21 protein-coding genes are annotated in these 22,938 nt (G+C 73.8%); 14 read left to right on the forward strand and 7 right to left on the reverse strand.

Annotated features, from left to right (window positions below; translation table 11 throughout):
* Positions 1-64 precede the first annotated feature (64 nt).
* The gene (locus OG472_RS06790; RefSeq protein ID WP_405828477.1) at positions 65-898 is read right to left on the reverse strand and encodes a class I SAM-dependent methyltransferase; all 834 of its coding nucleotides are present in this window, start codon (positions 896-898) and stop codon (positions 65-67) included.
* A 137-nt stretch (positions 899-1,035) separates the two neighbouring features.
* Here OG472_RS06790 and OG472_RS06795 point away from each other — a divergent pair, with 137 nt between their 5' ends.
* The 4 genes from OG472_RS06795 to OG472_RS06810 all read left to right on the forward strand — a co-directional run bounded on the left by OG472_RS06795 (position 1,036) and on the right by OG472_RS06810 (position 5,102).
* The gene (locus OG472_RS06795) at positions 1,036-1,776 is read left to right on the forward strand and encodes an ArsR/SmtB family transcription factor (RefSeq protein WP_401603654.1); all 741 of its coding nucleotides are present in this window, start codon (positions 1,036-1,038) and stop codon (positions 1,774-1,776) included.
* Between the two features lie 85 nt (positions 1,777-1,861).
* Positions 1,862-2,836: a DMT family transporter gene (locus OG472_RS06800; RefSeq protein WP_401603656.1), complete on the forward strand. Its 975-nt coding sequence runs from the start codon at positions 1,862-1,864 to the stop codon at positions 2,834-2,836.
* A complete protein-coding gene (locus tag OG472_RS06805; protein ID WP_405828480.1) occupies positions 2,833-3,762 on the forward strand; it encodes a 2-dehydropantoate 2-reductase in 930 nt (309 codons plus the stop codon). Before OG472_RS06800 ends, OG472_RS06805 begins: the two co-directional genes overlap by 4 nt.
* A gap of 113 nt (positions 3,763-3,875) precedes the next feature.
* On the forward strand, positions 3,876-5,102 hold the full coding sequence (locus tag OG472_RS06810) for a cytochrome P450 (RefSeq protein ID WP_405941130.1): 1,227 nt from the start codon (positions 3,876-3,878) through the stop codon (positions 5,100-5,102).
* Positions 5,103-5,139: 37 nt separating this feature from the next.
* Here the strand turns inward: OG472_RS06810 and OG472_RS06815 are convergent, their stop codons facing one another.
* A complete protein-coding gene (locus OG472_RS06815) occupies positions 5,140-6,063 on the reverse strand; it encodes a SigB/SigF/SigG family RNA polymerase sigma factor (protein WP_401603663.1) in 924 nt (307 codons plus the stop codon).
* Between the two features lie 173 nt (positions 6,064-6,236).
* Between OG472_RS06815 and OG472_RS06820 the strand changes: the two genes are divergently transcribed.
* Positions 6,237-6,590, forward strand: coding sequence for a helix-turn-helix transcriptional regulator (locus OG472_RS06820; protein WP_401603665.1), 354 nt, complete (start codon positions 6,237-6,239; stop codon positions 6,588-6,590).
* Positions 6,591-6,646: 56 nt separating this feature from the next.
* Positions 6,647-6,913: a DUF6296 family protein gene (locus OG472_RS06825; protein WP_383564186.1), complete on the forward strand. Its 267-nt coding sequence runs from the start codon at positions 6,647-6,649 to the stop codon at positions 6,911-6,913.
* 26 nt (positions 6,914-6,939) lie between these two features.
* Here OG472_RS06825 and OG472_RS06830 read toward each other — a convergent pair whose 3' ends face one another.
* The 3 genes from OG472_RS06830 to OG472_RS06840 form a co-directional block, all read right to left on the reverse strand.
* Positions 6,940-9,363 carry a SpoIIE family protein phosphatase gene (locus tag OG472_RS06830; RefSeq protein ID WP_405941131.1) on the reverse strand — a complete coding sequence of 808 codons (2,424 nt, stop codon included), beginning with the start codon at positions 9,361-9,363 and terminating at the stop codon, positions 6,940-6,942.
* Entirely contained in the window at positions 9,360-13,379 is a 4,020-nt protein-coding gene (locus tag OG472_RS06835; protein WP_405828483.1) for a HAMP domain-containing protein, read from the reverse strand. The genes OG472_RS06830 and OG472_RS06835 overlap by 4 nt, the downstream gene beginning before the upstream one ends.
* Before the next feature lie 243 nt (positions 13,380-13,622).
* Entirely contained in the window at positions 13,623-13,967 is a 345-nt protein-coding gene (locus tag OG472_RS06840; RefSeq protein WP_401603671.1) for an STAS domain-containing protein, read from the reverse strand.
* A 212-nt stretch (positions 13,968-14,179) separates the two neighbouring features.
* On the opposite strand from OG472_RS06840, the gene OG472_RS06845 reads away from it, so the two are divergent.
* From OG472_RS06845 to OG472_RS06880, 8 genes are all read left to right on the forward strand, one after another.
* On the forward strand, positions 14,180-15,106 hold the full coding sequence (locus OG472_RS06845) for a SigB/SigF/SigG family RNA polymerase sigma factor (RefSeq protein ID WP_401603674.1): 927 nt from the start codon (positions 14,180-14,182) through the stop codon (positions 15,104-15,106).
* A gap of 9 nt (positions 15,107-15,115) precedes the next feature.
* Positions 15,116-15,475: an STAS domain-containing protein gene (locus OG472_RS06850; protein WP_401603676.1), complete on the forward strand. Its 360-nt coding sequence runs from the start codon at positions 15,116-15,118 to the stop codon at positions 15,473-15,475.
* Complete coding sequence (locus OG472_RS06855) at positions 15,472-16,428, forward strand: anti-sigma factor RsbA family regulatory protein (protein WP_405828485.1); 957 nt, start codon at positions 15,472-15,474, stop codon at positions 16,426-16,428. Before OG472_RS06850 ends, OG472_RS06855 begins: the two co-directional genes overlap by 4 nt.
* A gap of 109 nt (positions 16,429-16,537) precedes the next feature.
* Positions 16,538-16,969, forward strand: coding sequence for an ATP-binding protein (locus tag OG472_RS06860; protein WP_405828487.1), 432 nt, complete (start codon positions 16,538-16,540; stop codon positions 16,967-16,969).
* Positions 16,970-17,049: 80 nt separating this feature from the next.
* Complete coding sequence (locus OG472_RS06865; protein WP_383564173.1) at positions 17,050-17,172, forward strand: hypothetical protein; 123 nt, start codon at positions 17,050-17,052, stop codon at positions 17,170-17,172.
* A gap of 84 nt (positions 17,173-17,256) precedes the next feature.
* A complete protein-coding gene (locus tag OG472_RS06870; RefSeq protein ID WP_405828489.1) occupies positions 17,257-17,919 on the forward strand; it encodes a DUF4230 domain-containing protein in 663 nt (220 codons plus the stop codon).
* A 116-nt stretch (positions 17,920-18,035) separates the two neighbouring features.
* Positions 18,036-18,485, forward strand: coding sequence for an SRPBCC family protein (locus OG472_RS06875; protein WP_401603686.1), 450 nt, complete (start codon positions 18,036-18,038; stop codon positions 18,483-18,485).
* Positions 18,486-18,689: 204 nt separating this feature from the next.
* Complete coding sequence (locus tag OG472_RS06880) at positions 18,690-19,298, forward strand: response regulator transcription factor (protein WP_405828491.1); 609 nt, start codon at positions 18,690-18,692, stop codon at positions 19,296-19,298.
* Positions 19,299-19,353: 55 nt separating this feature from the next.
* Here the strand turns inward: OG472_RS06880 and OG472_RS06885 are convergent, their stop codons facing one another.
* Positions 19,354-21,120 (reverse strand): ATP-binding cassette domain-containing protein, encoded by a 1,767-nt coding sequence (locus OG472_RS06885; RefSeq protein ID WP_405828493.1) that lies wholly within the window; start codon positions 21,118-21,120, stop codon positions 19,354-19,356.
* Complete coding sequence (locus tag OG472_RS06890; protein WP_405828495.1) at positions 21,117-22,919, reverse strand: ABC transporter ATP-binding protein; 1,803 nt, start codon at positions 22,917-22,919, stop codon at positions 21,117-21,119. Before OG472_RS06890 ends, OG472_RS06885 begins: the two co-directional genes overlap by 4 nt.
* Positions 22,920-22,938: the final 19 nt, after the last annotated feature.

Consider the following 22,938-nt stretch of genomic DNA (forward strand, 5'->3'; position numbering starts at 1 on the left):
GCCGCCCCCGCCCCGTCTCACCGTCCGGCGCCCCAGGGCACGCACACGCTGCCCCGGGCAGCGCCTAGGGGCGGGTGGCCGTCACCAGGTAGTAGTCCAGGATCTGCTGCTCCCAGGCGGCCAGGAAGTTCCGCGGCCAGGTGCCCGGCTTCCAGAGGCGGGCGAGCCAGCGGTCCCAGCCGGGCCAGACCTGCGGGCCGATCGAGGCGACCCGGACGTCGGTGAAACCGGCCTCGTCGAGGGCGTCGGCGAGCCGGGAGACGGGCCGGGCGATGTCCAGGCCGCTGGCGAACGAGTCGAGGAGGCCCGCGAGCCGCTCCGCGTGCGAGGGCGCGCCGTCGACCGTGAAGAAGCTGGCGACCGCCACCCGCCCGCCGGGGCGCAGGACCCGCGCCGCCTCCCGGGCGAACGCGGACAGGTCCGGGAAGTGCTGCGCCGCCTCGACGCTGAACAGGCAGTCGTACTCCGCGGCGCCGAGCGGCAGGCTCTCCGCCGCCCCGAGGACGAAGCGCAGCCGGTGCGGCTGCGCTTCGAGGTGCGCGGAGTTCGCCTCGCGGGCCCGCTGGAGCTGCTGGGGATGGATGTCCACCCCGGTCATCGCCGAGGGCCCGTACTCCTCGAGGGCGAGGGCGCACCCGAGGCCGAGGCCGCAGCCGATCTCCACGGCCCGGCGGCCCTCGGGGGCGGCCGCGTCGAGTACGTGCCGGTAGAGGTCCTGCTCGCTCCGGATCCGGTCGCCGTGCGAGAGCGGCCCTTCGAGGTCGACGGCCTGCCAGAAGCCGAAGTTGATGAAGCCGCCGGCGAACACCGGCACGGCGCTGAGATCGGCCGGCCCGTACGTCTCCCACACCGCGGGGCGCACGACCGGAGCGGGCTGCTCCGCAGACTCACCCGACAACTCCCCACCACCCTCCTCGTGTCGGGGCTTCCTGCCCCGAGGTCATCAGTGTGGCCCGGGAACCTCTGTCACGACAGAGGACCCGAGCACGGGTGGATCGTTCGCTGTTTGCCGAAATCATGGGGCATTCTGGATGCATGAACACCTCGCATGCCGGGACGCCGGCGCCGGCGGACCAGCCGGCGCCCGCCGCCCGCCTCGCCGCCTTCGCCGCGGCCCTGGCCGACGAAACCCGGGCCGCCATCTGCATGACGCTGCTGGAGGGGCGCGCCTGGACCGCGGGCGAGCTGGCCCGGATCACCGCGGTGGCGCCGTCCACCGTGAGCGGCCACCTGTCCCGGCTGCTCGACGCGGGCATCTGCGTGACCGAACGACAGGGCCGCCACAGCTACGTGCGCATCGCGGACGCCGCGACCGCCCGCCTCGTCGACGAGCTCGCCTCGTACGCCATTCCCGACCGGGACGCCGCGCACGCGGTCCCCGTGGTCGCCGCGCCGGACCCGCTGGCGCGCGCCCGGACCTGCTACGACCACTTCGCCGGACGGTTGGGCATGGCGGTGACCGACGCGATGGAGCGGCGCGGACTGCTGCGCACGGAGGGCGTCTTCGAGCTGACGGACGACGGCCGGGACTGGTGCGCCGGGGCCGGCATCGACCTCGCCCACGAGGGGCGCAGGCCGCTGGCGAGTTCCTGCCTGGACTGGACCGAGCGGCGCCGCCACCTGGGCGGCGTCACCGGGTCGCGGCTGTGCGCGCACGCATTGCGCGAGGAATGGGTGGTGCGGCCGCCGGGCGGCGGGCGGGCCCTGGACGTGACCCGGGCCGGGGAACAGGCCCTCGGCGACCTGCTGGGCATCACGCCGCAGGCATGGATCTGAGCCCCGACGACCGCCGCGCACCCCCACCGAGATCCGCATCAATATTTCGGTCGACAGCGAAATGTTGCGGTCGTAGGGTGGATGCATGACGTTCCGCACGGGTCGCATCCCTCCCCACGTGCTCACGATCGGCGCCGTCTCCTTCACGGTGTTCGCCTGGGCCTCCGCCTTCGTCTCCATCCGCAGTGCGGGCGCCGCCTACTCCCCCGGGGCCCTCGCCCTCGGCAGGCTGCTCGCCGCCTCGCTCGTGCTCGGCATCCTGCTCCTGGTCCGCCGCCAGGGGCTGCCGCCCCGCGAGGCCTGGCGCGGGATCCTGCTGTCCGGTCTGGTGTGGTTCGGCGGCTACACCGTCGCGCTGAACTGGGGTGAGCGTCTGGTCGACGCGGGGACGGCGTCCCTGCTCGTGAACACCGGGCCCATCCTCATGGCCCTCCTCGCGGCCCGCCTCCTCGGTGAGGCCCTGCCGCCCCGGCTGCTGGCGGGCATGGGCGTCTCCTTCGCCGGAGCGGTGGTCGTGGGTCTGTCCATGTCGTCCGGCGAGGGCGGCTCCACCTCGGTGCTCGGCGTCGTGCTCTGCCTGCTCGCGGCGGTGGCCTACGCGACCGGAGTCGTCGCGCAGAAGCCCGCGCTCTCCTACGGAACACCCCTGCAGATCACCGCGTTCAGCTGCCTGACGGGAACCGTGGCCTGCCTGCCCTTCGCGGGGCAGCTGGCCGCGGAACTGCCGAACGCACCGGTGTCGGCGACCCTGAACATGCTCTACCTGGGCGTGGTGCCCACCGCCCTGGCCTTCACCACCTGGACCTACGCCCTGGCGCGCATGCCCGCCGGCAAGCTCGGCGCGACGACCTACGCCGTCCCGGCCATCGTCGTCCTGCTGAGCTGGGCCCTCCTGGGCGAGGTACCCGCATGGCTGACCCTGCTCGGCGGCCTGCTCTGCCTCGCCGGGGTCGCGGTGTCCCGGTACGGACCCCGCACCCCGCGAACTCCCGGCCAGGACGGCCGGCTTCCCGCCGGCAGCCCGGACCTGACCGGATCCCGCGAAAGGAACTCCGCATGAGGATCCTCACGGTCGGCGCGGGCGCCGTCGGCGGCTTCTTCGGCGCCCGGCTCGCCGCGGCGGGCCAGGACGTCTCCTTCCTGGTCCGGCCGGCCCGCGCGAAGGCCCTCGCGGCGCGCGGTCTGCGCGTCGAAGGCCAGGGGGAGAAGCTCCGCCTGACGCCGAAGCTGGTGACGGCCGGCGCCCCGGGCGGCCCGTACGACGTGGTCCTGCTCTCCGTAAAGGCGACCGCCCTCCACGCCGCCCTGGCGGACGTCGCGCCCGCCGTCGGCCCGGACACCGCCGTCGTCCCCCTCCTCAACGGGGTCGCCCACCTCGACGCGCTCGTCGCGCGCCTCGGGGCCGCAGCCGTGCTCGGCGGGGTCGCGAAGGTGGTCACCACGCTGAGCGGGGAGGGCGACATCCTCCGCATGGCTCCGCCCGCGGTCGTCCTGACCGGTGAGCTCGACGCCCGCCCCTCGGCCCGCGTGGACACGATCCGGACCGTCCTGGCCGAGGCCGGCATCGACTCACCGGAGACCGCGGACATCGTCGCGGCCATGTGGCACAAGTGGGTCTTCATCTCCACCCTGGTGGCCCTGACCTGCCTGATGCGCGGCACGGTCGGGGAGGTCAACGCCGTCCCCGGCGGGTCGGCCCTGGGACGGTCCCTGCTCGCCGAAGCCGCGGCGGTGGCCGGGGCCGCCGGCCACCCGGTGCCGGAGGCCGAACTCGCCTTCACCACCGCGACCGTCACGGCCGCCGGGTCCCCCCTGACCCCGTCCCTCTACCGCGACCTCGTGGCCGGAGCTCCCACGGAGGCCGACCACGTCCTGACCGACCTCACCGGACGCGCCCGCGCGTTGGGGGTGGCCACTCCGCTGCTGGACCTCGCCACCCTCCAGCTGCGCGTGCACGAGCACCGCCTCGCCGCGGGACGCGCCTGAGGGGGGAAGGGCGCCCTACCGGCCGGGGCGGGGTTCGGGCAGGATGACCCGGCGCACCGGAGGCCGCCCGCCGCGGTGGCCTCCCCGGCCCCGACCGTGATCCGGAGGTCCCCGTGACGTCGTACGACGACCAGGCGCGGCGCGACGAGCTGTACCGCGACCCGTACCCGCTCTACGACCGCGCGCGCCGGGCCGAAGGGCTCACGTACGTGCCCGAGTTCGACGCGTGGCTGGTGGCGCGCGACCGGGACGTACGGGAGGTGCTGCTGCGCACGGAGGACTTCTCCTCGGCCAACTCCCTGCTGCCGGACGTCACGCTGTCGGAGGCGGCGCTCGCCGTCCTGCCCCGCGGGTTCGGCCCCCGGCCGACGGTCGTGTCCTCGGACGGGGCGGCCCACCGGCGGCACCGCGCCCCGCTGAACCGGGGGCTGTCCACCGGCCGGGTGGCGGCGCTGGTGCCGTACGCGCGCTCCTGTGCGCAGGAGCTGGTGGACGGCTTCGCGGCGGACGGGTCGGCGGAGCTGGTGGAGGCGTACGCGCGGCGGCTGCCCGGGATGGTGGTCGGGCGGCTGATCGGCCTGGACCCGGCCGACGTACCCGCAGCCGTGCACGGCGGCTACCGGGCCGAGGAGCTGCTGTTCCGGCCGCTGCCGCCGGAGGAGCAGGTGGCTGCCGCCGAGGACGTGGTGGCGCTCCAGCACCTGCTGGACGGGTACGTCCGCGACCGGCGCGCGCGGCCCCGGGACGACATGTGCTCGGCCATGGTGGCCGCCCTCGCCCCCGGTGACGCCGAGCTCACCCTCGAACAGCGCCACGAACTGGTGACGAGCCTGCAGAACCTGCTGATCGCCGGATTCCTCACCACCAGCGCCCTCATCGGCACCACTCTGCTGCACCTGCTCCGTGACCGGCGGCAGTGGCGGATGCTCCGCGACGATCCGTCGCTCGTCCCGGCGGCGGTGGAGGAGGCCGCCCGCCACGACACCGCCATCCAGGCCTTCCGGCGGACCACCACGGGGCCGGTGACCCTCGCCGGGACGAAGCTGCCGGCGAGGGCCACCGTGCTGGTGGCGTTCGGTGCGGCCAACCGCGACGAGGAACGCTACGAGCGGGCCGACGAGTTCGACATCACCCGGCCCGGGAACCGGCACCACCTGGCCTTCGGGCACGGGCCGCACGGCTGCCCCGGTTCCCGGCTGGCGCGCGAGCAACTGCGCCTCACGCTCGAACTGTTCACGCGCCGCCTGCCGGAGCTGCGGCTCGACGAGGACCGTCCGAGTCCGCGGATGCGGCCCACGCTGATCCACCGCTCGCCGCAGGACCTGTACGTCACCTGGTGACAGGGCGCCATGGCGTCGCCGGGGCGCGCTGCCGGACTCAGTCGTGCAGCAGCTCCGCGCGCAGGGTGCCCAGCGTGCGGGAGAGCAGCCGGGAGACCTGCATCTGGGAGAGGCCGAGCTCCGCGCCGATCTCCGCCTGTGTCAGCTCCTCGCCGAAGCGCAGCTGCAGGATGCGGGTGGAGCGTTCGTCCAGGTCGGCGAGCAGGGGCGCCAGGGCGTGCCGGTCCTCGACCGCCTCCAGGGCGGGGTCGGTGTCGCCCAGGGTCTCGGCGAGGCTGCGCGCGGCCGGTCCCGCCGCGGGCGCCTGCGCGCTGCCGGTGGTCTGCTGGGGTGCGTCGAGGGACTGGGTGGAGTAGCCGTTGGCCGCGACCAGGCCCTGGCGGACCTCGTCCTCGGTCAGGCCCAGGTGTGCGGCGAGCTCCGCCGGGGTGGGTGCGTGCTCCGACGAGGACGTCAGCGCCTCCGTGGCCTTCGCCAGCTCCACGCGCAGCTCCTGCAGCCGGCGCGGCACCCGCACGGACCACGTGGTGTCACGGAAGTGGCGCTTGATCTCGCCGGTGATGTACGGCATGGCGAGCGTGGCGAACTGCGTGTTGCGGTCGGGGTCGTAGCGGTCGATGGCCTTGATCAGGCCGATGATGCCGACCTGCACGACGTCCTCGTTCTCGGGGCCGCCGGGGCGGTCCCGGAAGGGGCGGGCGGCGAAGTGCACCAGTGAGATGTTCATCTCGATCAGCGTGTTGCGCACGTACTGGTGGGCACGGGTCCCCTCTTCGAGGCTCCGCAGCCGTTCGAAGAACACCCGGGTCAGCTGCCGGGCGTCGCCGGTCGGCACTTCCCGCGGGCTGGGCACGTACGGCAGCCCGCTGAGGCCGGGGACGGGTCCGGCCCCGCCGGTGGGGGCAGGGGTCGTCGGGGGCGTGGCCGGGGTCGTGGCCCCGGCTGTGGCCGTGGGGGTCATCGTCGTCGCTCCTTGGGCACGGGTGCTTGCGGCGCGTTGCGCGACTGCTCGGGTCATGCGGAATTTCGGTTCCGCTCACCTGCACCCTGCCGGGGCCACGGACACACGTCAAGTTATACCGGAAAATCATTTCTGGATTTGATTTTCGCGAGTCACCATTCCAAGATGTCCGCGTGGAGAACGAGCACACCGGGTCCCGGCGGAACCACTGGACCTTCCTGACGAACCACGCCCGGGTTCTGATCGCCATCGCGCGCGACCCGGGGGTCCGGCTGCGCGACCTCGCGGCGATCTGCGACCTCACCGAGCGCACCGTGCAGACGATCGTCACGGACCTGGAGGCGGACGGGTACCTCACCCGGACGCGGGACGGCCGGCGCAATCGCTACGCCATCGCCCCGGGCGCGCGCTTCCGCCACCCGGCGGAGGCCGGCCGGGAGATCGCCGGCCTGCTGTCCTACCTCGCCGCCCCGCTGACCGCGCCGACGGCGCCTCCCGGCCAGGACAGAGCAGCGGGTGGGGCCTAGCGTGGCTGGTGGGGGGCAGTCGCCCCGGGTGCACGCCCACTGCAGGAGGGTCCGCCATGAGCACAGGCCACGAAACCGAAACCCCGCACGAGGACCGGCAGGCGGAAGCCTACGAGGTGGTCTTCGCGACCACTGACCAGCCCGGGGAGGACGTGGTCCGGATGACCCGCACCGACGCGGCGGGTCCCGGCGGCCACCCCGTCTACGAGGACGCCACCGGCATCCTCCGGGCGGAGATCAGCAGCGGGGGCGAGGTCCGCGTGCTGGCGACCGGAGGCGGTCAGGAGCCGGCCCGCGTGCTGCGGGCCCGGGCGGTGGCCTGACACCCGCACCGTGACGGACGGGGGCCTCAGCCGACCTGGATGCCGATCACGCACGTGTCGTCGTCGGTGTCGGACCGGCTCTCGGCGAGCAGGCGATCCAGCCGCCCGTCCAGGTCCCCGGCTCCGGCGGCCGCCGCGGTCACGAGGTGGCCGAGCGAGTCCTGGACCGAGGAGTCCCGCCGTTCCACCAGCCCGTCCGTGAACATCAGCAGGGTGTCGTCCGGTTCGAGCCGCACCTCCCGCTCGACGTACGTGACGTCGGGCAGCGCGCCCAGGAGCAGGCCCTCGATGAGCGGGAAGGCCTCGGCCTCACCCGCGCGGACGAGTACGGGCGGCAGGTGTCCCGCGCGCGCCCAGCGCATCACCCTGGTGCTCGGGTCGAAGAGGCCGCAGACGGCGGTGGCCGTCACGTGCTTGGCCAGGTGGTGGGTGACCGTGTTGAGCCAGGACAGCAGCTGGGCGGGGCCCGCGCCCGTGACGGCGAGGCCGCGCAGGGCGTTGCGCAGCACGACCATGCCGGTGGCGGCCTCGATGCCGTGACCGGCGACGTCACCCACGGACAGCATGATCAGCCCGGAGGGCAGGACCACGGTGTCGTACCAGTCGCCGCCGACGAGTGACTCGGTCTCCGCCGGCCGGTAGCGGACGGCGACCCGCAGGCCCGGGGCCTCGATGGCGGGCGGCGTGGGGGGCATGATGGCGTGCTGGAGCTGGAGGGCCAACCGGTTGCGTTCGGCGGACTCGGCCTCGGTGTGGGCGAGCTGGTCCCTGGTCGCGGCCAGTGCGACCTCGGTCCAGTGCTGCGCGGAGATGTCCTGGTAGGCGCCGCGCACGGCGTGCAGCCGCTGGTCCGCGTCGAGTACGGGCTCGGCGACGACCCGGATGTGGCGGGTGATCCCGTCGGACCTCTGAAGGCGGAAGTCGACGGAGGCGGGCCGGCGGTGGCGGAGCACCGCCCGCAGGAAGCGGTCCAGGGCTGCCGAGTCGTCCGGATGGGCGTGGCCGGGCAGTTCCCGCAGCCGTACCGGGGGCGCGCCGGCCGGGAGTCCGTGCAGGGCGTAGAGCTGCGCGTTCCAGGTGGTCTCGCCGGTGGCGAGGTTCTCCTCGAAACCGCCGATGCGGCCCAGGCGCTGGGCGTGCTGGAGGAGGTTGGCCAGCCGGGCCCTCTCGTCCTCGATCCGCCAGATCAGCAGGACGGCGGAGCCGTGACGGCTGACGCTGATGTCCGCGACCGTGGTCAGCGGGATCTGGTCGACGAGCGCGGTCAGGCTCATCCGTTCGGCCCTGAACGGCTCGCCCGTCGCGTGCACGCGCTCGATGATGTCGAACAGCCCGCTGTCGCCGGCGGCCATCGGATAGGCCTCCAGCAGCAGCGCACCGTTGACATCGCCGCGCGGGCGGCCCACCGGGTCGACGAACCGGCTGCCGGCGTGCCGGATCCGGAAGTCGCCGAGCCGGCCCTCGGCGTCGAGGACCGGCGTGAGCACCACGGCGGGGTCCTGCAGTCCCTCGGCGAGGTCGATGAGCTCAGCGACGTCCGGGAGCACTCCCTCGGTGGTCGTGGCGTCGCGCGGGGGCGAGGCGTCCATGGTGCGGGCGCACAGCTCGGCGAGGGCCTCGACCTGGCGCTCGATCGGTGGCGGCTGCGGCGCCAGGGCCTGCGGCCAGCAGATTTCGAGGACGCCGTGGATCCGTCCGCCCGTCCCGGTCGGTACGGCCATCCGGCCCCCGTCGGGCCATTCGAGGTGCCCGATCGAGGGCAGCCCTTCGCGTTTGAGGCGGGGGAGGGTGACCAGCCGGCGCTCGCGCAGTGCGAGGCGGGCGACCGTGGAGACGCCCGGGGGTACGTGGCGCCAGCGGGCGGCCTCCCTGGGCGGGAAGCCGGCGTGGCCGGCGAGGGCCAGCGAACCGTCGGGCACGGCGGTCCACACGGCGACGGCGACCGCTCCGAGGGGGCCCAGGGCGTTCGTCAGGAGGGACTCGGCCACCGCCTGGGTGTCAGCGTCGGCGGCCAGCATGCCGCTCTCGGCGGTGCGCAGCCGCACGGAGACCGTGGAGTGCCGCCCGGCCGGGCCGTCGGCCGTGCCGGCGGCCTCGACGAACGCGGCGGCGATCTCGCTGACGTGGTCGCGGGAGGCCTGGTTGACGATGTCGGCGGCGAGTTCGAGCGGGGACGTCCCGCTCTCGCGGCACAGCACGTCGAGCTGGCGTGCGGCCGCGGCCGGCGTGCACTGCAACTGCCCGATCAGGATGCCCTTGGCCAGTTCGACCAGGGCCCGGCCGTCCGCGGCCGCCTGTGCCTCGAGAACCTCGCGGCGCAGCCGTTCGACGGTGGCGACGAGGCGTCCCATCGTGGTCGGCGCCTGGTGCGGGACGGCGCTCGCGGCCCGGTCGCCGACCGGCGCCGGCTGCGGGCGCGCGTCCTCGTACCGCTGTGTGTCCCCGGTCATCGCGTGAGCCAGTACCGGACGCGGCCGATGAGGTCGTCGGCGTCCACCGGTTTGGTCACGTAGTCGCTGGCGCCCGCGGCGAGGCTCTTCTCCCGGTCCCCGGGCATCGCCTTGGCGGTGACCGCGATGATGGGCAGGCCCGCGTACGCCGGCATCCGGCGGATCTCGGCGGTGGCGGCGTAGCCGTCCAGTTCGGGCATCATCACGTCCATCAGGATGAGGTCGACACCCGCGTGGTGGGTGAGGGCGTCGATGCCCTTGCGGCCGTCCTCGGCGTGGAGCACCCGCATGCCGTGCAGTTCCAGGACCCCGCTGAGGGCGAACAGGTTGCGGGCGTCGTCGTCGACGACGAGGACCGTGCGTCCGGCCAGGTCGCCGTCGAGCACGTGGGCGGACTGCCGGCGCTGCGCGTCGCCCTGTACGAGGGGGAGCACGTCCCCCGGCTGCTCGGCGGACAGGTGGAGCGCGATGCGTTCGCGCAACTCGTCCAGACTGGACAGCAGTTCCACGTGGCGTGCCGCGGGCCGCTCCCGCACGGCCTCCTCCAGCCCGGTCCTGACCCGGGGGTTGTTGTGGGCGAGGACCGGGAGCGAGGAGAGGGCCGGGTCTCCGTCGAGCGCGTCGAGGAAGCGCAGCGCCTCGCCGTCGGGCAGGTCCAGTTCCAGGACGACGCAGTGGAAGGAGTCGGTCGCCAGGGCGGCGGCGGCCTCGCGCGAGCTGGTGGCGTTGACCACGTGGAAGCCGCCGTGCTCACCCGGCGCCTGCGGGCCGGGGGTGAAGTCCCGGCCGGCGCTCTCGGCGACGAGGGAGAGCAGGCCGCCCGGCCGTTCCTCGATCACGAGCAGGCGTCGGGCCCGCCGCTGCACCGGGAGCACGGGCGCGCCGGGACGGCCGGGACCGGCCTGCCCGGACGCCTGCGCGGACGACGGCTCGGCGGGGGCGTCGGGCCCGGGTGCGTCCTCGTAGTCGGCGCGGCTGACCGGCAGGTACAGGGTGAAGGTGCTGCCCTGGCCGGGTGTGCTTTCCGCGGTGACGGCCCCGCCGAGGAGCTGGGCGATCTCCCGGCTGATGGAGAGCCCGAGGCCGGTTCCCCCGTACTTGCGGCTGGTGGTGCCGTCGGCCTGCTGGAAGGCCCCGAAGACGGACTCCAGCTGCTGCGCGGGGATGCCGATGCCCGTGTCCCGTACCCGGAAGGCCAGCATGGGCCCGCGCCGGGGAAGCCCGGCGGGGACCTCGGAGGCCGTCGCCGGTTCGATCCGGAGCTCGACGCCGCCGCGCTCGGTGAACTTGACGGCGTTGGACAGCAGGTTGCGCAGGATCTGGCGCAGCCGCGAGTCGTCCGTGAGCAGGTCGTCGGGGGCGCCCGGGGCGGTGGTGACGGTGAAGTCGAGGCTCTTCTGCGTGGTCATCGGCCGGAAGGTGGCGTCGACGTACTCGAGCAGCTGGGGCAGGTCGACCCGCTCGGGGTTGATGTCCATCTTGCCGGCCTCGACCTTGGACAGGTCGAGGATGTCGTTGATCAGCTGGAGCAGGTCCGAGCCGGCCGAGTGGATGATGCCCGCGTACTCGACCTGCTTGGGGGTGAGGTTGCGGGCGGGGTTCTGGGCGAGCAACTGGGCGAGGATGAGCAGGCTGTTGAGCGGGGTGCGCAGCTCGTGGCTCATGTTGGCAAGGAAGTCGGACTTGTAGGTGGAGGCCAGCGACAACTGCTGTGCGCGGGTCTCCAGTTCCTGCCGGGCCTGCTCGATCTCCAGGTTCTTGGCCTCGATGTCGCTGTTCTGGCTGGCGAGGAGGGCGGCCTTCTCCTCCAGCTCGGCGTTGGAGCGCTGGAGTTCCTCCTGCTGGACCTGGAGTTCCTCCGAGCGGGCCTGGAGTTCGCCGGCCAGCCGCTGGGACTCGCCGAGGAGCTCGTCGGTCCGGGCGTTGGCGACGATCGTGTTGACGTTGGCGCCGATGGTCTCCATCAACTGGGCCAGGAAGTCGCGGTGGACGGGCGTGAAGGCGCTGAAGGAGGCGAGTTCGATCACTCCGAGGACCTGGTCGTCCACCACGATCGGCAGGATGATCAGGCTGCCCGGAGTGGTGTGGCCGAGCCCGGAGGCGATGACGTAGCCGCCGGGGACCTGGTCGGTGGCGATGATCCGGCGGCTGCGGGCCGCCTGGCCGACGAGGGACTCGCCGAGGGCGAACGCGACGCCCTCCGCGGCGGCCGCGGAACGGCCGTAGGAGCCGACGAGGGTGAGCACGGTGCCGCCGGGGCGGTCCTCGGCGAGGTAGAAGGCGCCGTACTGGGCGGCGACGAGCGGCGTCAGTTCGTCCATGACGAGTTCGGCGACGGCGGCGAGGCCCCGGTGGCCCTGCATCAGGCCGGAGATGCGGGCCAGGTTGGACTTGAGCCAGTCCTGCTCCTGGTTGGCCCGGGTGCTCTCGCGCAGCGAGCCGACCATGGAGTTGATGTTGTCCTTGAGTTCGGCGACCTCGCCCGAGGCGTCGACCGTGATCGAGCGCGTCAGGTCGCCCTCGGCGACCGCGCTGGCGACCTCGGCGATGGCCCGGACCTGGCGGGTCAGGTTGCCGGCCAGCTCGTTGACGTTCTCCGTGAGGCGCTTCCAGGTCCCGGACACCCCCTCGACCTCGGCCTGGCCGCCGAGCCGGCCCTCGCTGCCGACCTCGCGGGCGACCCGGGTGACCTCGGCGGCGAAGGCGGAGAGCTGGTCGACCATCGTGTTGATGGTCGTCTTCAGCTCCAGGATCTCCCCGCGGGCGTCCACGTCGATCTTCTTGGACAGATCGCCGTTGGCGACGGCCGTCGTGACGAGGGCGATGTTGCGGACCTGGCCCGTGAGGTTGTTGGCCATGGAGTTGACGTTGTCGGTGAGGTCCTTCCAGGTGCCCGCCACGTGGGGAACGTGCGCCTGGCCGCCGAGACGGCCCTCGGTGCCCACCTCGCGGGCCACCCGCGTCACCTCGTCGGCGAACGCGGACAGCGTGTCGACCATCGTGTTGATGACCCCGGCCAGCGCGGCGACCTCGCCCTTCGCCTCCACCACGATCTTCTGCGAGAGGTCGCCGCGGGCGACGGCGGTGGCCACCTGGGCGATGGAGCGCACCTGACCGGTCAGGTTGGAGGCCATGACGTTGACGTTGTCGGTCAGGTCCTTCCAGGTGCCGGAGACCCCCCGGACCGTGGCCTGGCCGCCCAGGTTGCCCTCGGTCCCGACGTCGCGGGCCACCCGCGTCACCTCGTCGGCGAACGCGGACAGCTGGTCGACCATCGTGTTGATGGTCTCCTTCAGCTCCAGGATCTCCCCGCGGGCGTCCACCCGGATCTTCTGCGTCAGATCGCCCTGGGCGACGGCGGTGGTGACCTCGGCGATCGAGCGGACCTGGGCGGTCAGGTTGTCGGCCATGACGTTGACCGATTCCGTCAGGTCCTTCCAGGTGCCGGAGACGCCCATGACGTCCGCCTGGCCGCCGAGCCGGCCCTCGGTGCCCACCTCGCGGGCCACCCGCGTGACCTCCCCGGCGAACCCGGAGAGCTGGTCGACCATCGTGTTGATGGTCTCCTTCAGTTCCAGGATCTCCCCGCGCGCCGTGACGTTGATCTTCTGCGAGAGGTCGCCCCTGGCCACGGCGGTCGCGACCTGGGCGATGGAGCGCACCTGCGCCGTGAGGTTTCCGGCCATGAAGTTGACCGAATCCGTGAGGTCCAGCCAGGCGCCCCCGACTCCCGGTACGTCGGCCTGGCCGCCCAGCGTCCCCTCGGTGCCCACCTCGCGGGCCACCCGTGTCACCTCGGAGGTGAACAGCGACAGCTGGTCGGCCATCCCGTTGAAGACGGTGGCGATCTCCCCGAGCAGCCCGTCCGCCGTATCGGGCAGCCGGGTGCGGAAGTCCCCGTCGCGCACGGCGGTCAGCCCGGCCAGCAACCGGCGCAGCTCCGACTCGCCGATCCCGCCCTCACCCGGAAGCGGTGGCACCCCGCTCAGTGAATCCGTGCCCGCCCGCTCGGCCATCCGCCAACCTCACTCTCGATCACTACCGCACCGGCACCCGGGACAGCACAAGGCCCCTGGCATCGGGGCGCGGCGCAGCGCCCGGCTCCGCCGGGATCCGTACGCGCCCGGGCACCGGGTCGGGGTGAAGGCTAACGCCACCGGAGGGACGGCGAGCCACAGTCGATCACACCGGAAGCAGCGGATCCGGCTCCGGGGCGCGCCGTGGGCGGGCTGTCCGTGCGCCGGCCTGCCGGCGCGGGTTCACGTCCCGAGGGCGTCCTCGACACTCGCGTGCAGGGAGAGCACGGTATCGGCGCCGGTCACGGCGAACAGCCGTCGCAGCTGCTCACCGGGGGCGGCGATGCGCAGGGCGGTGAGGTGGTGCAGCCGCAGGAGCAGGTTCAGGAAGGAGGAGTCCCCGAAGGTGATGGAGCCGGCGTCCAGAACCACCAGCGGGTAGCGGTCGGCGGCGGAGAGGAGAGCCTCCTCCAGGGGGGTCAGCGTGTCCTGGTCGAGCTCCCCATGGGCCGTCACCACCCAGCCGGCTCCTGCCTCGTAGCCGTCCCCGACCACGCCATGCTGGTACGCGTCCCCTGTTCCGGTCATGTCCGCCTCCCCGGATCGCCACCTGTACGTCCTGCTCAAGGGAGTATGCCTGCTCGGTCCGCCGGCGTGGCCGCCCCCCGTCCGCAGCGGCCCCCCTTCGGCCGCACGGCGCGACCCGCAGAAGAAAGCAATGCATCGAAGTGTGTAGAACCGCAAAGCCGGGGCAGAAGGGCTCCCGGCAGCCGTCAGTCAATCGGGAGGGAGCGGCCACCATGTCTCGCTCGTCCACCGCCACAGGCCCCATTCGTGCAACAGACGCGCAAGTCCCCACTTGTGACCGGAGCACCGCGGGAGCGCCAACGCAGGACGAGGACCTGTTCCATGTGGAGAACGCCCGCGAGATGGCGCCCGCCGACGCACGCGAACTGTCGAGGCTCTTCTTCGGGAGGCTGCGCACCCTGGAGGAGGGGACGCGTGAGTACCAGTACACGCGCAACACCCTGATCGAGATGAATCTCTCCCTCGTGCAGTTCGCCGCACGCCGGTTCCGCTCCCGCGCGACCGGCGGCGGTATCGACATGGACGACATCATCCAGGTGGGGACCATCGGCCTCATCAAGGCCATCGACCGCTACGACCTGGAGCGCGAGGTCGAGTTCTCCACCCTCGCCCTCCCCTACATCACCGGTGAGATAAAGCGCTACTTCCGCGACACCACCTGGGCCGTGCACGTCCCGCGGCGGCTGCAGGAACTGCGCATGGAGCTCGCCAAGGCGCAGGAGAACCTGACCGACGTCCTGGGCAGGGCGCCGACGGTCAGGGAGGTCGCCCAGCACCTGAAGCTGTCCGAGGACGAGGTGATCGACGGGCTGGTGGCCGCGAACGGCTACACCAGCGGTTCCCTCGACACCGCCGGCGCGGAGAGCGACGCGGCGTCCACGACCAGCGCGGCCACCCGGCCGCTGGCGGAACGCCTCGGCGAGGTCGACCCCGCCATGGAGCTCTTCGAGGAGTTCCACACCCTCGCGCCGCTGCTGGAGCAACTGGACGAACGCGACCGGCGCATCCTGCAGATGCGCTTCGGCGAGGAGAAGACCCAGGCCGAGATCGGCGCCGAACTGGGCGTCTCGCAGATGCAGGTCTCCCGCATCCTGTCCCGGACCCTGGCCCGCCTGCGCGCCGGCATGCTCACGGGGTAGGCCCGGGCCATGACCTCCCTGCGGAAGGGAACGGGTGCGGGCGCGGGAACGGGCGCGACCACGCCGCTGACCGTCCTGCCCCTGCGGGACCTTCCCGGCGCGCGCCTGTGCGGCAGCTGCGACCTCGAGACCCGGCAGGCCCTGTCGGCGGCGCTCGGCGTCGTGACCGGGATGCCCGGTGCCGTCGTCCACCTCGATCTCTCCGCAGTGGCCTTTCTCGACCCAGCCGCGGTCGCCGCCCTGGTGCAGGCTTCGGCCGCCCTCAACGGGGAGGGGCGGCGCCTGCTGCTCCACGACCCGCCATACTCGCTGCGCAAGGTAGTGGAGATGTTCCCGGACGAATGCGCCGCGCTGGAGGTCGCAGCATGATCACTGTTCCTGCGCCCGCCGAGTCCGGGGCCTTCGTCCACCCCGCCCTCTTCTACGGGGACCTCGGCGAGTACCTCACCGGGGTGGGCGGATTCGTACGGGCCGCCCTGTCGGCCGGCGAACCGGTCCTCGTCGCCGTGCCGGGCCCGCACCTGGACGCCCTGCGCGAGAGCCTCGGCACGGGCGGGACCGGGATCACCTGGACGGACATGACGGAGCTGGGCCGCAATCCCGGCCGCATCCTGGCCTCCCTGCAGGACTTCGCCGACCGGCACGCGGGCCGGGCGGCCCGGATCGTCGGCGAGCCGATCTGGCCCGGCCGCTCCCCCGCCGAGGTACTGGAGGCCACCCGCCACGAGGCCCTCATCAACACGGCCTTCGCCGGCCGGCCGGCCACCATCCTGTGCCCGTACGACGTACGGGGGCTGGCGCCCGCGGTGGTGACCGAGGCCCGGCGCACGCACCCCACGCTGATCGAGGGGGGCCGGGACGTGCCGAGCCCGGCCTACAGCGACGCCGCAGGGGTCTGCGCGGACTGCGATCTCCCCCTGCCCGAGCACGACGGCGAGGTGTCCCGGCTCGCGTACTCCCACGGCGGGCTGGCCGAGGTGCGCGAGCACGCCGAGAACTGGGCGCGCGCCACGGCCCTGTCCCCGGCGCGCCGCGGCGACCTCGTCCTGGCCATCAGCGAGGCGGCGGCCAACTCCCTCTCCCACGGAGGAGGGAAGGGCACCCTCCTGCTGTGGGCCACCGCCGGGCCCGGAGCGGGAGTCGTCGCCGAGATCCAGGACGGCGGCCGCCTCGCCGACCCCCTGGCCGGGCGCCGCCGCCCTTCCCTGGCTTCGGCCGAGGGAGGCCGCGGACTGTGGATGATCCACCAGCTCTGCGATCTCGTCGAGGTCCGCGCCACGGAGAGGGGCCTCACGCTGCGCCTCCACATGGCAACGCCCTGAGAGCGGCGGTCGCCTAGACTGTCCGGGCAGGTGCCGAGAGCAAAGAGCAGCGTCGACGTGGGGGTGAAAGACCACAGTGGAGACCATCGGTCCGGAAACGGGCGATCCCGTGAGCGCCGCCGTTCCCTCCGGGGGGCAGCGCCGTCGGCTCGCCCTGACGGGCGTCCGCGGCTCCGTGGCCAAGGGCCGCGACTTCACGCGCCAGGCCCTGCGGGACTGGGGCTGGGACGGGACCGAGACCGCCGAGGACACCCTGCTCCTCGTGTCCGAGCTGCTGACCAACGCGTCCCTGCACGCGGGCGGTTGTCACGAGCTCGTGCTCACGGCTGGAGAGGCCCTGCGCATCGAGGTGTACGACGGCACGACGACCCTGCCCTACCCCCACCCGGCCCCGCAGCGCGGCCTCCCCGGGGGCCATGGCCTGCACATCGTGGAGCGCCTGTCCGATCGCTGGGGCGCGCACGCGCACGGACACGGGAAGGCCGTCTGGGCCGAGGTCGAGGCCGCCCGGCTGGTGTCCGGCAGGCCCACGGGGCGCTGACCGCCGGTCGCACCCGGCCGGACCGACCGCCCGCCCTGTGCCCGGGGCGTCGATCCGGCTGCCGCGGGCAGACGCGCGGCATGACCTCATCGCGGCTCACCGCCCTGTCCCTGGCCCCGGCACCCGGGCCCGCCTGGGTGCATCTGCTCGTCATCGCCTTCGCTCTGATCGTCCTCGTCCACACGCTCGCCCGGCACCGCTAGCGAGAGCGGGTGGCCGCCCGGGCGGCGCCGGCGCCGGGTACGCGGATCCGTGCTGGAGCCGCGTCCACGGGGTATCCGCGGAGCATGGAAACCTCTTCGGCTCGGCCGGGCGGCTCGCGGCGCCCGTGGTGGGGGCGGATCGCCGTCGGCCTGGCGGTGGTCGCGGTGCTGATCGTGCTCGTGGGACGCTTCAGCCTGGTTCCGGGATTCGGCAGCCTCTTCGGCGAGGACACCCGCGACCGCTCCGGTCCCGCACTCCTCAAGTCGATGCAGGACATGCACCGTTACGAAGCGGCCGTCGGCAACTTCCAGGTGGTCGTGGACCTGGAGAAGGACGCGGCGCTGCTGCCGGACGCGATCCGTGGGACCCGCACCCTGTACGTGGGCGCCGGCACCGTCAGCGGCTACGTCGACCTGGGGGCACTGAGCGAGCGGAACGTCACCGTGAACGGCGACCGCACCAAGGCCTCGATCCGGCTGCCGCACGCCGTGCTCGGCACGGCGGCCCTCGACCCGGAGCGTTCGTACGCGGTGTCGAAACAGCGGGGCCTGCTGGACCGGATCGGCGATCTGTTCTCCGACAACCCGGCCGGTGAACAGGCCGTGCAGAGGCTCGCCGCGCAGCACATCAGCGAAGCGGCTCGTGACAGCGGCCTCGTCGAGCGGGCCGAGCAGAACACCACGTCGATGCTGGAGGGGTTGCTGCGCTCCCTGGGCTTTCGCGAGGTGACGGTCGCGTACGGCTGAATCGCGGGCCGGCCGCAGCGTGTTCCGCTGCGGGCCGGGTAGCCGCGCCCCAAGACGTCCAGACGGACGACCCGCACCACGGGGTGCGGGCTGCCGACGGAACGGAAGGGGTGCACATGTCGCACGTCGAGGAGTACGTCGAGGTCAACGTCCCCGTACGCACGGCCTACAACCAGTGGACGCAGTTCGAGGACTTCCCCGCCTTCATGGAGGGGGTCGAACGCGTCGACCAGTGCACGGACACGCTCACCCACTGGGTGACGAACGTGAACGGTGTGCAGCGCGAGTTCGACGCGCAGATCACCGAGCAGCTCCCGGACCGGCGCGTCGCGTGGATGACGGTGGACGGGGAGGCCCGCCAGGCCGGGCTGGTCGTCTTCCAGCCGATCGACGCGACGACCACCAAGGTCGTCCTGCACATGAACTGGGTGCCCGACGGTCTGGCGGAGACGGCCGCCGACAAGCTCGGCTTCGTCAAACGTCAGGTGACGGGAGATCTGAAGCGGTTCAAGCTGTTCATCGAGTCGCGCGGGGTCGCGACGGGCGCATGGCGCGGCGAGGTCTGATCCCGGTCGGCGGGGCGGGCAGGAGCGCCGGCGTGGCGATACGGGCCCGCTGTTCAAGGGGGTTACCCGCCTAAGGCGGGCGGAATCCCCGGGTATCTCGGCCAAGTTGTCCGTACGCCCCTGCACGCCCCCCGCAGTGACGTTCCATCACCCCTGTACGGGGGCACCCGTGGTGCCGTGGTTCGTCTACCGAGGAGAGCACAGATGACGAAGGTCCTCGTCCTGCACAGCGTCAGCCTGGTCAGGTCGGCACTGGCCGCCCTGCTGAGATCGGAAGGGCGCTTCGAGGTCACGTCGGCGGGCTGGCGGACCGCGGTGCGCCAGGCCGATTCCTTACGACCAGACGTGACGGTCGTCGACCTCGACTGTCCGGGGACGACGGCCGTCCTGGCCGACGAGGGACGCGCGGACCACCAGGTCCTCGCGTCCCCGTCCCCGGTCCTGGTCCTGGCGTCGACCGTCGCGCCCGGTTCGCTGCACCGGGCCTTCCGGGCCGAGGCCCTCGGCTACGTCGACAAGGACGGCTCGCCGGGACGGCTCGTACGGGCGGTCCGCAAGGTCGCCGCGGGGGAACGGTTCATCGACGCCTCGCTGGCCTCCGCCTTCATGGAGGCCGACGCCGTGCCGCTGAGCCCGCGGGAACTCAGCGTGCTGGCGCGGGCCGCGGAGGGCGATTCGATCGCGGAGATCGCCCGCGCGCTGCATCTGGCGAGCGGGACGGTACGCAACTACATGGCCGCGGCCACCCGCAAGACCGGCGCGCGCAATCTCATCGACGCGATCCGGATCTCCCGGCGGGCCGGCTGGGTGTGATCGACGGCCGGCGCGGACGGGCCCGGCCGGGAGCCGCCCGGCGGCGGCAGGCGCGTCACCCGTCCGTCCCGTTCCACCTCCCCACCAGATCGCGGTACAGGGGCGATCTGTCCGGGAGTTCCGCGTGCGTGCCGCACACGGCGCGGGTTCCGTCGAGCACGAGGACCCGGTCGGCGCGGGCCGCGGACGAGACCCGGTGGGCCACGACGACGAGGGTGCCGGGGCGGTCCGCGAGGGCCCGTTCCACGCGCTCCTCCGTACGCGGGTCCAGGTGGCAGGTGGCCTCGTCGAGCAGCAGCAGCGGGGCCGGCGAGAGGTAGGCCGCGGCGAGCGCGAGGTGCTGGCACTCCCCCCGGGACAGCTGCCGGGGGGACACCTCGGCGTCCAGGCCGCCCAGCCGCTCCACCAGGCCTTCCAGCCCCAGGGCGCTGACGGCGCGCCGCAGCCGGGCGTCCCCGGGTCCGGGGTCGTCCGGGTGCGGGGTCAGGTGGGTCAGGTTCTCCCGCACGGTGCCGGTGAACACATAGGCCTGCTGCGGCAGCAGGGTCCGCCGCGGGTCCGGTCCCGTGGCGGCCGGATCCCGGCGGGCGGGCGCGCCGGCGACGAGGACCGTGCCCGCGTCGGGCGACAGCATCCCGGCGAGCAGTGCGGTCAGCGTCGACTTGCCGATGCCGCTCGGCCCGACCACGGCGAGGTGCTCCCCCGGCCGCACCACCAGGTCGAGGGCGTCGAGTACGGGAGCCGCGCCGGGGCCGTAGGCGAAGGTGGCGCCCCGGAGCTCGGCCGCGGCGGCGGTCCGGCGGCCGGCGGGGACGGGTTCCTGCGGCTGAGCCGCGCGGCGGCCGTGCAGGTCCCCCGGCGGCGGTTCGCAGAACCGTTCGAGGACCACCACCAGGCGGGTGCCGGCGGAACCCAGGGCCGTCATCAGCGAGTTGAGGGCGGGCAGCAGCGCCTGCACCACGTACGTGAGGCCGCCGGCCAGCGTCCCGGCGGTGATCCCGTACCCGAGCAGCCAGGGCGTCGCGGCGAGCAGGGCGATCACCGGCAGCCGGCCCGCCGTGGCCAGGGCCAGGGTGCGCACGGCCGCCCAGCGCGCGAGCGTCCGCGCCAGCCGCTCCTGGGCGGCGATCAGCGGCTCCACCCGGGCTCGCGCCGCTTCCTGCCCGCCGCAGGCGACGATGTCCCGCAGGCCCTCCCCCAGCGCCCCCACCCGGTCCGCCAGCGCCTCGTCGGTGTCCAGGGACCGGCGTTGCGCGGCCGCCATGGGGCGGAGCGTGGCCAGGAAGGCGGCCACGCCCAGCAGCAGCGGGGGCAGCACGACGAGCAGCAGCACCGGAGCCAGGGCCGCCATGCCCGCGAGGACGCCCACCGCGGTGAACACGAACGAACGCACCGTCAGGACCAGTCCTGCGAAGGAGTCCCGGGCCATTTCCGTCTGCTGGGTGAGCCGGGACACCGCGCCCGTGTCGGGAGCGCGCGCCGGGTCGGCGACCGCCCGGTCCAGTGCCTGCCGCACCGCCCGGCGAACCAGACCGTCCCGCAGCGGCTCCACGAGGTCCGCGAGCCCGGCGAACACACCGCGCAGCGCGAACCCGCCGAGCAGGGCTCCGGCTCCGGCCGCGGCCAGCCAGGCCAGACCGGTTCCGGTGCGGCCGGCGAGGAAGCCGTCGTCGAGGGCGCGGGCCACGCCGTAGCCGCCGAGGAACGTGTGCGCGGACTCGACGAGCGACCATGCCGCGAGCCGTCCCACAGCACCCTTGCGGCCGTGCAGGAACCGCCTGCCCTCGGGCGCCACCCGGCTCCAGGCCCCGCCCTCGGTCACCGCGCCGCCTCCGCCGCCGTTGTCGTTTCCGTCGCCGTTTCCCCTTCTGCGCCGGCCGTCCCGTCGGCGCCGAACACCGCCCGGTAGGCGGGTTCGTGCTGCCACAGCTCGCCGTGGCTGCCCACCGCCCGCACCCGTCCGTCCTCCAGCCATACGACGAGGTCGGCGCGGGCGGCGGACGAGAGGCGGTGCGCGACCACGATCCGGGTGCCGGGCCGGATCCGGTGGGCGAGGGCCCGCTCGACCTCGCGGGCCGTGACGGTGTCGAGGCTGGAGGTGGCGTCGTCCAGCACGAGGAGCCGGCCCGCGTGGCAGAACGCCCTGGCCAGTCCGAGGCGTTGGACCTCACCTCCGGACATCGGGGCGTCGGCGAGGCGCGTGCGGTACCCGTGGGGCAGGCGCCGTACGAACGGGTCGGCGCCCGCGGCGCGGGCCGCGACGCGGACCTCTTCCGGGCCGGGGGGCGGACCGGAGCCGAACCCGATCGCGTCGCCGACCGTGTCCCCGAACAGCACGGGCCGGTCGAAGGCGTGCCCGACCTCGCGGCGCAGCGCTTGCGCGGTCACCTCCCGCAGGGGAACTCCGTCCAGGAGCACCTCGCCCGCGTCGGGGTCGGTCAGCCGGCCGGCCACGGCCGCGAACAGCGTCTTGCCGGCGCCCGACCTGCCCACCACCGCCACCGTGGAGCCTCCGGGGATCACCAGGCTGACGTCGTGCAGGACCGTCGCGCCTGCGCGCACGACCCCGACCCCGCGCAGTTCCAGGGTGCCGGGGCCGTCTTCCGGCAGTTCCGCCCGGCCGTGGTCGAGTACGGGCAGCTCCAGGAGGGTGGCGGTGCGCCGGGCGGCGGCACGGCCGCGGACCACGGCCGCCAGCCCGCCGGTCACGGCGCCGACTCCGGCCGCGAGGCCGGCGTAGCGCAGGGCGGCGAGGAGTTCGCCGACCCCGATGGCCCCGGCCGACAGGCGGATGCCGCCGACGGCGATGACCGCGTACAGGAGCAGGGGCATGAGGGCGGCGGACCGGGCCGTCGTGCCGCCGAAGACCTGCCACATGCGCCGGCCCATGGCGGCGAGCTCGGGCAACTGCGCGAGGATCCGCGCACGTTCGCGGTCCGCGGTACCGGCTGCGGCGATCGTGCGCGCCCCCGCCAGTGCCTCGACCAGGCGGCCGGCGGTCGCGAGCTGGACCTGCTGGTAGCGGGCGATGCTGGTACGGGTGTCGCGGGTGAAGGCCCGCAGCAGGAGCACCAGCAGCGGAACGCCCGTGAGGAAGGCGAGCGCCGTCCACACGTCGATGACGAAGAGTGCGGCCACCGCTCCGACCGGGGGCAGCAGCGCGGCGACGGCGTGCGCGACGGCGGCCGGTACCTTCCCGGCCTCGGTGGCGTGTGCGGTCAGCCGCGCTGCGGTTTCGCCGGGCGCGTGGCGGGCCGCGTGGTGCGGGGCCGTCCGCAGCAGCCCGGCGAGCCCGAGCCTGCGCAGCCGGGCGGTGGAACGGCCGTCCACCTCGCCGGTCAGCCGCGCGGCGGCGGAGTCCAGCGCCACTTCGGCCGCGATGACCGCGGCGCACCACAGCGTCCAGACGGGGCCCGACGGGTCTCGGCGGAGCAGCAGGTCGAGGGTGTGGCCGAGGACGGCGGGTTCGGCGAGGGCTGCCACGGCGGCCGCCACCGCGCATCCGAGAACGGCGGCGGTGCGCCCGCCACTGTGCCGGGCCGCTGCCACGAGCGCCCGGTCGGCGCTGCGGCCCACGGCCGGCTCCTGCGCCGCGTCGAGCGCCTCGTCAGGGGGGCTCATCGGCGAATGCCTCCAGGAA

The organism is Streptomyces sp. NBC_00207 (assembly GCF_045160965.1).
Classification (GTDB): Bacteria; Actinomycetota; Actinomycetes; order Streptomycetales; family Streptomycetaceae; genus Streptomyces.